12 protein-coding genes are annotated in these 12,095 nt (G+C 63.8%); 3 read left to right on the top strand and 9 right to left on the bottom strand.

The window, feature by feature from the left end:
• Positions 1 to 47: 47 nt before the first annotated feature.
• The 9 genes from rseP to EWM63_RS24370 form a co-directional block, all read right to left on the bottom strand.
• Positions 48 to 1,406 (bottom strand): RIP metalloprotease RseP, encoded by a 1,359-nt coding sequence (gene rseP, locus EWM63_RS24410; protein ID WP_130188845.1) that lies wholly within the window; start codon positions 1,404 to 1,406, stop codon positions 48 to 50.
• 37 nt (positions 1,407 to 1,443) lie between these two features.
• Positions 1,444 to 2,646, bottom strand: a complete 1,203-nt coding sequence (ispC, locus tag EWM63_RS24405; protein WP_130188844.1) for a 1-deoxy-D-xylulose-5-phosphate reductoisomerase — start codon at positions 2,644 to 2,646, stop codon at positions 1,444 to 1,446.
• A 53-nt stretch (positions 2,647 to 2,699) separates the two neighbouring features.
• Complete coding sequence (locus EWM63_RS24400) at positions 2,700 to 3,533, bottom strand: phosphatidate cytidylyltransferase (RefSeq protein ID WP_130188843.1); 834 nt, start codon at positions 3,531 to 3,533, stop codon at positions 2,700 to 2,702.
• A gap of 13 nt (positions 3,534 to 3,546) precedes the next feature.
• Entirely contained in the window at positions 3,547 to 4,290 is a 744-nt protein-coding gene (uppS, locus tag EWM63_RS24395) for a polyprenyl diphosphate synthase (RefSeq protein WP_130188842.1), read from the bottom strand.
• A gap of 272 nt (positions 4,291 to 4,562) precedes the next feature.
• Positions 4,563 to 5,123: a ribosome recycling factor gene (frr, locus tag EWM63_RS24390; RefSeq protein WP_130188841.1), complete on the bottom strand. Its 561-nt coding sequence runs from the start codon at positions 5,121 to 5,123 to the stop codon at positions 4,563 to 4,565.
• Positions 5,124 to 5,155: 32 nt separating this feature from the next.
• Positions 5,156 to 5,872 carry a UMP kinase gene (gene pyrH / locus EWM63_RS24385; protein ID WP_130188840.1) on the bottom strand — a complete coding sequence of 239 codons (717 nt, stop codon included), beginning with the start codon at positions 5,870 to 5,872 and terminating at the stop codon, positions 5,156 to 5,158.
• A gap of 186 nt (positions 5,873 to 6,058) precedes the next feature.
• Positions 6,059 to 6,973: a translation elongation factor Ts gene (tsf, locus tag EWM63_RS24380; RefSeq protein ID WP_130188839.1), complete on the bottom strand. Its 915-nt coding sequence runs from the start codon at positions 6,971 to 6,973 to the stop codon at positions 6,059 to 6,061.
• 152 nt (positions 6,974 to 7,125) lie between these two features.
• Positions 7,126 to 7,878 carry a 30S ribosomal protein S2 gene (gene rpsB, locus EWM63_RS24375; RefSeq protein WP_130188838.1) on the bottom strand — a complete coding sequence of 251 codons (753 nt, stop codon included), beginning with the start codon at positions 7,876 to 7,878 and terminating at the stop codon, positions 7,126 to 7,128.
• A 187-nt stretch (positions 7,879 to 8,065) separates the two neighbouring features.
• Complete coding sequence (locus EWM63_RS24370; RefSeq protein WP_130188837.1) at positions 8,066 to 10,204, bottom strand: TonB-dependent receptor; 2,139 nt, start codon at positions 10,202 to 10,204, stop codon at positions 8,066 to 8,068.
• A gap of 185 nt (positions 10,205 to 10,389) precedes the next feature.
• Here EWM63_RS24370 and EWM63_RS24365 point away from each other — a divergent pair, with 185 nt between their 5' ends.
• From EWM63_RS24365 to EWM63_RS24355, 3 genes are all read left to right on the top strand, one after another.
• Entirely contained in the window at positions 10,390 to 10,713 is a 324-nt protein-coding gene (locus EWM63_RS24365; protein WP_130188836.1) for a hypothetical protein, read from the top strand.
• A gap of 176 nt (positions 10,714 to 10,889) precedes the next feature.
• Positions 10,890 to 11,549 (top strand): hypothetical protein, encoded by a 660-nt coding sequence (locus EWM63_RS24360; protein ID WP_130188835.1) that lies wholly within the window; start codon positions 10,890 to 10,892, stop codon positions 11,547 to 11,549.
• A gap of 91 nt (positions 11,550 to 11,640) precedes the next feature.
• On the top strand, positions 11,641 to 12,048 hold the full coding sequence (locus EWM63_RS24355) for a ribbon-helix-helix domain-containing protein (RefSeq protein ID WP_130188834.1): 408 nt from the start codon (positions 11,641 to 11,643) through the stop codon (positions 12,046 to 12,048).
• The last annotated feature ends 47 nt before the right edge of the window (positions 12,049 to 12,095 follow it).

Here is a 12,095-nt window from a genome sequence, read left to right as displayed (position 1 = left end):
CATTCCGAACCAGCTTCCCAAATACGAGACTGCACGCGGCGGGCGGGTTACAGCAACCGCGCGACATCGTTGAATACAGCGAGCGCCATCAAGGTCACCAACAACCCGACACCCAGACGCTGTGCAATCTCCCCAAAACGCTCCGGCACCGGGCGCCCAGTCAAAACTTCCAGCGAATAATACAGCAAATGGCCGCCATCCAGAACCGGTATCGGGAGCAAATTCATCACCCCCAGGCTGATGCTGACGACCGCCATGAACGACAGGTAGCTCGCCAGGCCGATGCGCGAAGTCTGCCCCGCGTAGTCGGCGATCGTGATGGGTCCGGTCACGTTCTTCCACGAGACCTCGCCGGTGATCATGCGGCCGATCATGCGCATCGTCAGCACGCTGGTGTCCCACACCTTGCGCACGGCCTTGGCCACGGCGCCGAACGGGCCGTCCGCCACGACGATCATATCCGGCCGGCCCAGCAGCTCGACCTTGATCTTACCGACTGTTACACCGTCTTTACCCGAAACGGCTTCCGGCACCACGGGCACGCGCACCATGGCGCCGTCGCGCCGCACGTCGAGCTGCACGGTGCGTGCGGCGGCCTTGCGGATCGCGCCGCTGAAGGTGGCGATGTCCTCCACCGGCGTGCCATCCATCGCCACCACCTGGTCGCCGGTGCGCAGGCCGGCGCGGGCACCCGCGCCCTGCGGATCGATCTTGCCCAGCACGGGCGCGGGCAGCCAGACGTTGAAGCCCAGCGCGCCCGGCACGTCACCATCGAGATCGACCGTGCGCAGCGCGGCGGCCGGCAGCGTGAACGTGAAGCGGCCACGCCCCGGTCGCTCCACTTCCACGCTGACCCCGTCGCCATCCTTCGATGCGACGACGGCTTCGATCAGCTGCCAGCGCAGCTCGGACCAGCCCTGGACGGCATTGCCGTTGACGGCGCGCACCATGTCGTCGCGGTCCAGGCCCGCGACGGACGCGGGCGTTTGCGCCGCCGGCGCGGCAAGGCGCGTGGCCGGCTCTTCGATACCGTGCATGTAGAGCCCGGCGAACAGCACGATCGCCAGCAGAAAGTTCGCGATCGGCCCGGCGGCCACGATGGCGATGCGCTTCCACACATTCTGGCGCGTGAACTCGCGCGGCAGGTCCGCCTCGGCGATGTCCTTCACGTCCTGGTCGCGGGCGTCGAGCATCTTCACGTAGCCGCCCAGCGGCAGCGCGGAGACCGCCCATTCCGTCTGGTCGGGCCCCACGCGGCGGGACCACACCACGCGGCCCATGCCCACGGAAAAACGCAGCACCTTCACGCCGCACCAGCGCGCCACCAGGTAATGGCCCAGTTCGTGGATGACCACGAGCGTGCCGAGCACGATGACGAAGGCGACGACCGTCTGCAGCAGGTTCATGGCGATGCTCCCGGGAGGCGCGTGGATCGGATGGTCGTCAGGCGCTGGCCGCCTTCAGCGGATGGCCCAGCGCCGCGATGGCGCGTTCGGCCGCGGCGCGGGCCATTGCATCCTGTGCCATCACGGCCTCGATCGACGATGCGGGGCCGTGCGGCAGCGAGTCCATCACGCCGGCGATCACACGGTCGATCTGGCGGAAGCCGATGCGCTCGTCGAGGAAGGCTTGCACGGCCACTTCGTTGGCCGCGTTCAGCAGCGCGGGGGCGGTGCCGCCGGCTTCGAGCGCGTCGTAGGCCAGCGCCAGGCAGGGGAAACGGTTGAAGTCGGGCTTTTCGAACTGCAGCGTGCCCACCTGCGTAAGGTCGAGCTGGGCAACGCCGGAGGCGATCCGCTCCGGGTAGGCCAGCGCATTGGCGATCGGCGTGCGCATGTCCGGATTGCCCAGTTCGGCGATCACGGAACCATCCGCATACGACACCATCGAGTGGATCACCGACTGCGGGTGGATGACGACTTCGATCTGCGCCGCCGGGGCGCCGAACAGCCAGTGCGCCTCGATCACTTCCAGGCCCTTGTTCATCATCGTCGCCGAATCGACGGAAATCTTGCGGCCCATGACCCATTTCGGGTGCTTGCAGGCCTCGGCAGGCGTGACCGCGTCGAGCGTTTCGACGGCGCGCTTGAGGAACGGACCGCCGGAGGCGGTCAGCAGGATCTTCGTGACGCCGGCCGCCTCGGGCACGCGGCAGTAGCTCGACGGCAGGCACTGGAAGATGGCGTTGTGCTCGGAATCGATCGGCAGCAGCGTCGCGCCACTGGATTCGACGGCATCCATGAACAGCTGGCCGGACATCACCAGCGCTTCCTTGTTGGCCAGCATGACTTTCTTGCCGGCGCGCGCGGCGGCCAGCGTGGGCGCCAGGCCGGCGGCGCCGACGATCGCCGCCATCACGGCATCGACCTCGCCACTTGACGCGATATCGCACAGCGCCTGCTCGCCCCACGCCACCTGCGTGTCGAGGTGCATGGCGCGCAGCAGCGCGGCCAGCCGGTCGGCCGCTTCAGCGCTGCCAACGACGGCCACTTTCGGCCGGAACTGCCGGCACTGTGCCGCGAGTTCGTCGACGCGGCCGTGGGCGGACAGCGCATGGACGGTGTAGCGGTCGGGATGGCGGGCAATGACGTCGAGCGTGGAGACGCCGATGGAACCGGTGGCGCCAAGGATGGTGATGCTTTGCATAGTCAATTCCTCTGGCACCTGCCGGCCTCATGGGCTGGCAGGTGCCGTTTCTTTTAGAGCCAGCCGCCGATGAGCGCCGCGATCGGCAGCACGGGCACGAGCGCATCGATACGGTCGAGCACGCCGCCATGGCCGGGCAGCAGGTTGCTGCTGTCCTTGAAGCCGGAGCGCCGCTTCAACTGGGATTCGAACAGGTCGCCGACGATCGATCCGCCGACGATGACGGAGAGCGCGGCCAGGACGATGCCCCAGCCCAGTGCCGCCTGCACGCGCACGGCGAAGGTATCCTGCAGCCATGGCTGGTACGGCGCGGCGAGGATCGTGATCGCTGACAGCACAAGCACGGCGATCCAGCCGCCGATCGCGCCTTCCACCGTCTTGCCGGGCGAGATCGAGGGCGCCAGCTTGCGCCTGCCGAATGCCTTGCCGGAGAAGTAGGCGCCGATGTCGGCGATGAAGACGAGGGCCATCACGGAGATCAGGTACAGCGGCGAACGCTGGAACAGCACCAGGATCGCCACGAAGCACGAGACGATCGTGGCCGCGTACACCATGGACAGCAGCGTATTGCCGAAGCCTTCCATCGGCGGCAGGCCCACCTTCAGGGCGGGCAGGAAGCGCAGCAGCCAGATGGCGACGCCCAGCGCCAGCCAGAAACGCGCCTGCTCGAGGCCGGCGTTGAAGAAGAACGTGTAAACGAAGGCGGCCGTCCAGCAAACGGCGACGACGACCGGCGCGCGCAGCTTGAACAGCCGGAAGGCTTCCCACGTGACCGCGACGAACGCGATGGCGACGAGGGCCTGCACGGCCGGCAGCGAGCCGGAGAACAGCACGGCCACCAGCACGACGAACAGGATGACGGCGGTAATGATCCGGGTCTTCAGCATGCTTTTTTGTTTGTTATTTTTTCAGTTGTTCACCGGTGCGGCCAAAGCGGCGTTCGCGGTGCTGGTAGGACGCAATGGCTTCGTCCAGCTTCTCGGCGGTGAAATCGGGCCAGTACGTATCCGTGAAATACAGTTCCGTGTACGCGAGCTGCCACAGCAGGAAATTCGAGATGCGCTCCTCGCCGCCGGTGCGGATGAACAGGTCCGGCTCGGGTGCATAGGCCATCGCCAGGTGCGGCGCAAGCTGCGCTTCGGAGAAATCCGTGGCGCCCGGATGTGCCGAGACCATCTTGCCGATTGCCTGCATGATATCCCAGCGGCCACCATAGTTGGCGCACACGGTGACGGTGAGGCGGGTGTTGTTGGCGGTCTTGCGCTCGGCGGCAGCGATCATGTCGCGCAGCTTGGCATCGAAACGGGACAGGTCGCCGACCACTTTCAGGCGAATGTCGTTGGCGTGCATCTTCGCCACTTCGCGCTCGAGCGCGGTGACGAACAGGCGCATCAGCAGGGACACTTCCTCTTCCGGCCGGCGCCAGTTCTCGGAACTGAACGCAAACACGGTGAGGTATTCGACGCCGCGGCTGACGCAGGCTTCAACGACGGTGCGCACCGCTTCCACGCCCTTGACGTGGCCCGCCACGCGGGGCAGGAAACGCTTGGTGGCCCAGCGGCCGTTGCCGTCCATGATGATCGCCACGTGGCGCGGCACACTCGGCACGTTGGGCACTGCGGTCGTCGAACTCGTATATCTCATTAGTAACGCTTTAACGCCAAAAGATGAACTGTACAAAAAAAACCGGGGACAGGCACCTATTTTCAAGAAATATTTTCCTGATAATAGGCGCTTGTTCCCGGCTACGCTCGGCAAGTCAAGCCCAGAAGCGACATCCGGGGTCAGACCCGACGGGTCTGACCCCAGCCTTTGCCGCTGGGTCGATAACGAGTTTCGAGCGGCTCCGGCTCACTGCGGGCCGTATTCCACGGGAGAATCGGCCCAGGCGCCAAGACTTCGCGCCATTTTCGGCTTTACACCGTCAGCACTTCCTTTTCTTTCTCGGCGACGATCTTGTCGATGTCGGCAATCGCCTTGTCGGTCAGCTTTTGCACGTCGTCCGACGCGCGGCGTTCGTCGTCCTCGGAGATCGACTTGTCCTTCACGAGCTTTTTCAGCTGCTCGTTGGCGTCGCGGCGGATGTTACGCACGGCAATCTTGGCATCCTCGGCTTCGCTCTTGCACAGCTTGACCATTTCCTTGCGGCGCTCTTCGGTCAGCGGCGGGGTCGGCACACGGATCGTGTCGCCCTGGGCGGACGGGTTCAGGCCCAGGTCGGCATCGCGGATGGCCTTTTCGATCGTGGTACCCATTTTCTTTTCGAACGGCGTCACGCCGATCGTGCGCGCGTCGATCAGCGTCAGGTTGGCCACCTGGTTGATCGCCGTCGGGTTGCCGTAGTAATCGACCATTACATGGTCCAGGATGCCCACGTGGGCACGGCCGGTACGCACCTTGGCCAGGTCGGCCCTCAGCGTTTCCAGCGATTTCGCCATCTTGTCCTGGGCGTTCTTCTTGATGTCAGCGGTAGACATGCTGCTCTCCTGTTGTTCTGGGGTTTCGTATATCAGACGTGAACGAGCGTACCTTCTGCCTCGCCCATGATCACGCGCATCATAGCGCCTGGCTTGGTGATGGAGAAGACCTTGATCGGCAGCTTCTGGTCGCGGCACAGCGCGAAGGCTGTGGCGTCCATCACCTGCAGCTGCTTGGCAATTGCCTCGTCGAAGCTGATGGTGCTGTACAGCGTGGCATCCGGGTCCTTCTTCGGGTCGGCGCTGTAGACGCCGTCGACCTTGGTGGCCTTCAGCACGATCTCGGCCGACATTTCCGAACCGCGCAGTGCGGCGGCGGTATCGGTGGTGAAGAACGGATTGCCGGTGCCGGCCGCGAAGATCACGACCTTGCCTTCTTCCAGGTACTGCAGCGCTTTCGGGCGCACGTACGGTTCGACGACCTGCTCGATGCCGATTGCCGACATCACGCGCGCGACGACGCCCACGTGGCGCATCGCGTCGGCCAGGGCCAGCGCGTTCATGACGGTGGCCAGCATGCCCATGTAGTCGGCGGTGGCACGGTCCATGCCCTGGGCGCCTGGCGCCACGCCACGGAAGATGTTGCCGCCGCCGATCACGACTGCCAGTTCCACGCCCAGTTTCGCGACCTCGGCCACGTCGGCGACCATGCGCTCGATCGTTGCGCGGTTGATGCCATAGGGGTCATCGCCCATCAGGGCCTCACCGGACAATTTGAGGAGGACGCGCTTGTAGGCTGGTTTTGACATGAGCTGGGGCTCCTAAGTAAATGTATTCAGTGACATTCCGGCCGCAATGATAGCTTCAAAGCCCTGCGCGCCGGGGTGATGCTCCAACCGTGCAACCCACGCGGGGACGGTCGGCAATGCGTTTTAATTGGGCGCTTCCCAAGAGCCGCAGCTCTAAAAAAACGGGCCTTGCGGCCCGTTTAATGATTACGCTCCCTTGGAAGCAGCCATCTGGGCTGCCACTTCTGCGGCGAAATCGTCTACTTTCTTTTCAATGCCTTCGCCCACCACGTACATGGTGAAGCCTTTCACGGACGCGTTGGCGGCCTTCAGCATCTGCTCGACGGACTGCTTGTCGTTCTTCACGAATGCCTGGTTCAGCAGCGACACTTCCTTCAGGTACTTCTGCACGGAGCCTTCGAGGCGCTTGGCCACGATTTCCGGCGACTGGGCCGGCTTGCCGGCTGCGGCAGCCTGGGCTGCATCTTCGTCGGCCTTGGCCTGGGCAACCGAGCGCTCTTTCTCGATCATCTCGGCAGGCACCTGGTCGGCGGACAGCGACACCGGCTTCATTGCGGCGATGTGCATGGCCACGTCCTTGCCCACCTGGTCGTCTGCGCCTTCGAAGTCGACGATCACGCCGATCTTCGTGCCGTGCAGGTACGAAGCCAGCTTGCCGGTCGTTTCAAAGCGCTGGAAGCGACGGATCGACATGTTTTCGCCGATCTTGCCAACCAGGGCGGAACGCACTTCTTCCAGCGTCTGGCCGGATTCGGTCGGCAGTGCCAGCAGGGCAGCCACGTCGGCCGGGTTCTTTTCAGCGGCCAGGCGCGCGGCGGTGCTTGCCAGCGACAGGAAATCGTCGTTCTTGGCGACGAAGTCGGTTTCGGAGTTCACTTCGACCAGGGCGCCCACGTTGCCCGAGATGAATGCCGCGACGACGCCTTCGGCGGTCACGCGCGCGGAAGCCTTGGCAGCCTTGCCGCCCAGTTTGACGCGCAGGATCTCTTCTGCCTTGTCCATGTCGCCGGCCGCTTCGGTCAGGGCCTTCTTGCATTCCATCATCGGTGCGTCGGTCTTAGCGCGCAGTTCGCCGACCATTGCTGCGGTAATCGCTGCCATATGTTTTCTCCTGTATTCGGTGGGGTGCCCCGGCGGCGCCTCATGGCAGCCTGCTCATCGGGCACGTTGTTAAAAAAAAGGGGAGCTGGAAGCCACCCCTTTTTAACAGCCTTTTATGTAAAGCTGATGTCCGCCGGAGGCGGACACTGGCATCAAGCCTGTTCGTTCACTTCCACGAACTCGTCGCCTTCGGCCGTCTTGATCGACTCCAGCACTTCGGTCGACGCGTTGGCACGGCCTTCCAGGATCGCATCGGCCACGCCGCGGGCGTACAGGCTGATCGCCTTGGACGAGTCGTCGTTACCCGGGATCACGTGGGTCACGCCGGCTGGCGAGTGGTTGGTATCGACGATGCCGATGACCGGGATACCCAGCTTCTGGGCTTCGGTGATCGCACCTTTGTGGTAGCCAACGTCGATCACGAAGATCGCGTCAGGCACGCCGCCCATATCCTTGATACCGCCGATGGACTTCTGCAGCTTTTCCATTTCGCGGCTGAACAGCAGCGCATCTTTCTTGGTCAGCTTTTCCACGGAACCGTCGGCCACTTGCGCTTCCATGTCCTTCAGGCGCTTGATCGAGGTCTTGATGGTCTTGAAGTTGGTCAGCATGCCGCCCAGCCAGCGCTGGTCGACGTAAGGAACACCTGCGCGCTGGGCTTCAGCGGCGACGATGTCACGCGCCTGGCGCTTGGTGCCCACCATCAGGATCGTGCCACGGTTGGCCGACAGTTGGCGAACCGTCTTCATCGCCTCCTGGTACAGCTCCATGGTCTTTTCCAGGTTGATGATGTGAATCTTGTTGCGGTGGCCGAAGATGAACGGAGCCATCTTTGGGTTCCAGAATCGGGTTTGGTGACCGAAATGGACGCCGGCTTCCAGCATTTCACGCATCGTTACAGACATTTTTTACTCCAGGGTTGGGTCTGGAACCAGCTCAGTCACCCTTGCGGGCACCCTTGCAGAGCGGGTTCGAGTTTATTAAAAAGTGAGGTTTTTACAACATTGCTCGAAACGAGTCCGAGCAACCCGGCATTTTAGCGGAAGACAGGCAAACAATCAAACGATGTTCCTGTGCTCCGCCAAGGCATCCTTAAAACCGGTACCGCGCCGTCAACCTCGCGCCGCGCGGCGCGCCGGGCATGTTCAGGTTCGGCGCGGTGCCATGCCCCGAGACGATATATCCCCGGTCGAGCAGGTTGGTCACGTTGAGCTGCAGGTCGACCGACGCGATCCGGTACCCCACCATCGCATCCACCGTGGCATACCCCGGCAATGCCACCGTGTTGCCGGGATTGGCGAACCGCTCGCCGACCGCGACAAGGCCGATGCCGCCGCGCAGCGCGGCATTGAACGATCGCGCGATCCACAGGTTGGCGCTGTGCCGCGGCGTGAGCGTGGCACGCTTGCCCTGCACGGGCACCCGCTTGATGACGTTGTCGCTGTTGTCCAGCGCCGGGGACGAGATCACCTTTGCATCCAGGAACGAATAGCCGGACCATACCTGCCAGCCCGACGCGACCTGGCCGGCCAGCGTCAGCTCCAGCCCGTCGGAGCGCTGTGTGCCGACCGGCACCAGCAGGTTGGTGACGGGGTCCGTGTATTTGACGTTGGTCCGCTCCAGCCGGAACAGGGAAGCCGTGGCGGACAGCGCCCCGCCGAACAGATCGAACTTGCCGCCCACTTCCCTGTTCGTGGTTTTCTCGGGCGCGATCTGCGCATTGTTCGCGGCCAGCGGGAAGTTTTCGGCCGATGGCTGGAACGAGCGGCTGAACGACGCGTAGTACGACTGCGTCGCGCCCGGCTGCCACACGAGGCCTGCGCGCGGGCTCCAGCCAGCGTCCACGCGGTGCAGGTCGGCCTGTCCCGCCCTGCGTTCGCGCGTTTCCTGCTCGAAGCGGTCGTAGCGCACTCCGGCCAACGCCTTCCATGCCGGCGACAGCTCGACCAGGTCTTGTACATAGACGGCTCGCGTGGTGAAGATGCCGCGGTTATCGGTGCCCGGCGCGACGTTCAGCGCCAGCGGCAGCACAGGCGACACGGGATTGAACAGCGCGACGGTGGCGACATTGCTTTGCGAGCGGTTCACCTGGTCCTTGTCCTGCCTGCCGATTTCCACCCCATACAGCAGGCGGTGCGTCATGCCGGCCAGCGATGCCGTCTGCGTGACCTCCGTCTGGTTGAACCAGCCATCTTCCTCGCGGCGCAGGTTCGTGCGGTTCAGTGAAGCCGTCCCCGCCGCCTCGTTCACGGCACCGACCAGCGTGTTGTTCCGGGCCAGCGTGTAATCGTATTTTCGGAAAGCGTTGCGCAGGGCGATCCGCTCGCCGAGGCGGTGCTCCAGGGTGAAGCCGCCCGCGGTCACCTCGGCCTGCGAGAAATCGACGTCACGCGCGTTGGCGGCGCCATAGTATGTGCCGGCCGGCACGCTCACCGGGCGCCCCTGGTAGGAAGGAATGCCAAAATCGGTCACACGGCGGTCGGACAGGTGCTCGGCCTGCACCAGCAGGCTCGTGGAAGCACCCAGCGACACCAGCAGCGATGGCGCGATCGCGTCGCGGTCGAGGAATTGCTGGTCGCGGTAGCTGTCCGCCCGCTCGACGGCGCCGGTGATGCGGAATGCCATCCCCGTATTACCCAGGGTGCGGGCAACGTCCACTTCGCCGCGCCGCTGCTTGTGGCTGCCCACGCGCACCGTCACTTCGCTGCGGTCGATGCCCGGGCGCTTCGTGATGCGGTTGATGAGGCCACCGGACGAACCCCGGCCGTACAGCACGGCCGCCGGTCCCTTCAGCACCTCGATGCGCTCCACGTTCGACATGTCGCGGAAGTACAGCGCATCGTCGCGAAAACCGTCCACGAACTGGTCGGAGATCGCGGAAAAGCCACGCAAGGTCACCTGGTCGCGCTGGCCATCGCCATGGGACAGCCCCACGCCCGGCACGGACTTCATGGCATCTTCCATCGACAGTACCGCCTGGTCGCGCAGCAGCTGTTCCGGAATCACGTTCACGGTTTGCGGGATATCGCGCAGCGGCGCCTCGATCTTCATCGCGCTGGTCGATGCGGGCGGGTTGTAGGCGGGTGATTCGCCCCGGGCACCGGTGATGGTGACGATGGCTGGCTGCCCTTCGGCGGGCGCGAACGTCGGCTCATTGGCGGGGCCGGCAACGGCGGCGGCATGGGCAAGCAGCATCGCGGCGATCGCGACGGGCGTCTTTTTCAGGGTCATTGTTTTTCTCTCGATGAGCATTGTCGGCCATTGGCACAAATGAGAATAGTTATCATTCAATATTATTTCATGAATGCTAACTTGTGGCAATGTGTGGCAGATCCCTGCGCAGGTATCGGGCGTCGCGATGCGGCCTGCCGGCGTATGCTTGAGAACACGATTGAGACTGAAACAAGGAAAAAATTATGGAATCAAGCCGACTGGAAGAACTGGAACAAGGCCTGCGCAACGTGCTGCAACTGATCGAGCGCGACGAATCCGGTGCGCAAGGTGACATCACCCCCGACCATCCGGCCGCGCAGGCAGCCGAGGCATGCGAGCTGATGCTGCCGGAGAAGTTGACGCTCGCATCGCTGGCCGACGCGATCCGCCACAAGATCGAGACCGTGCACGTGCTGCTGGACCGGGCGCGGGCCCATGAAAAGCTGCCGCCCGATGCGCAACTGGCGGCGGACGAGGGATACATGCTCGAAGCCGAGGACCTGAAGGAAAACCGTCCGGGCGCCTGACCCTCCGACAACGACCGTGGGCGAAACCCTGCCGACGGTCCAGCCTTACCGGGACGCACATTGCCGCGCGGCCCGAGGCTTTTGCCACACCCCTTGCCACGCCTCTTGCCACACCTCAAAGCCGCCGCCACCCGATTCGCTATGTTGCTCATCAGGACTAATTCCCTGAGGCAATCATGGCAAGCAGAACGACACGCAATTCCCTGGCGCCCTGGTGGCATCCCTTGGCGCGGCTTTCAACGCTGGCGATTGCCTTCTTCTTTTCCCATCTCCCCAGCGCGAGCGCCCGCGACGAGTTCCGCGACCGCAGCGTCATCGGCACATGGCAACTGGTGTCCGTGCTCGACTTCGCAACGATCGCCTCGCTCGATGCGGCGGAAACAAAAACGTTGCTGGGCAAATTCCTGACGATCAGCGAAACGGCCGTACGCGTGGGCGAGGAACTTTGCTCCCAGCCGGAGTTCTGGGCCGAGCGCGTGATACCGGAACCGCACATGCAGGAAAAGCTGCACTCGAGCGCCCAGCGGCTGCACTTGCCGACGCCCGTTACCATGGTCGAGCTCGGGTGTACGGACGTGTATATCCGCAACCCGGGCCAGCTCGTGCTGTTATGGGGCGGCGCGATGTTCGACGCCGTGCGCATCGATCCAGCGCGCCGGCAAGCGTCGAAAGCCTTGCCAGTGACGAAGCGCGCTATAGCCAAGACCGTTCCAGGCAAGCCCCTAAAACCCGCCATGGACAGGAAGCCCCGCAATAAGCGGCAGGCAGGCGAGCGTCCACCACGCAAAGCACGCAGCCACGTGCCGGGCGCATGGAACGCCAACGAACTGTTTTGAAAATAAATCGGTGACATGCCTTGAAATCGGTCTAGAATCATCCATATACCATCCACTTGGATGGCAAATGGAAGGTTGAAGAGGAAACACCATGCCCGACCTGAAGCTGCGCCCCGCCGATTCCGAAAAGATCACGATCAACCTGTTCCCCGTGGACCTGGGCCAGATCGACCTGCTCGTACAGCAGGGTTTCTATGCCAACCGCACCGACCTGATCCGAACCGCGATCCGCAACCAGCTGAATCAGCATGCGGACGTGGTGAAACAAACGGTCGAGCGCAACCAGTTCGTGCTGGGATTGCAGCAGTTTTCCAGCGCCGACCTCGAAGCGGCCCGCACCGCAGGCGAGATGCTCAACATCCGCGTGCTTGGGCTGGCAACGATCGCGCCCGACGTAACGGCTGAACTGGCGGCGGCGACGATCGGCTCGATCACGGTACTGGGCGCGCTCCATGCCAGCCCCGCCGTGAAGGCGGCACTGGCAGGGCGCATCAACTGACCGGCAGCCATCCGGACATGTGGGCAGCACCGCTGCTCCACGCAATA

The sequence above is a fragment of the Pseudoduganella lutea genome (assembly GCF_004209755.1).
Classification (GTDB): Bacteria; Pseudomonadota; Gammaproteobacteria; order Burkholderiales; family Burkholderiaceae_D; genus Rugamonas; species Rugamonas lutea.
The sequence above is the reverse complement of the archived record's forward strand: the minus strand, read 5'-3'. Positions and strand labels throughout refer to the sequence as shown.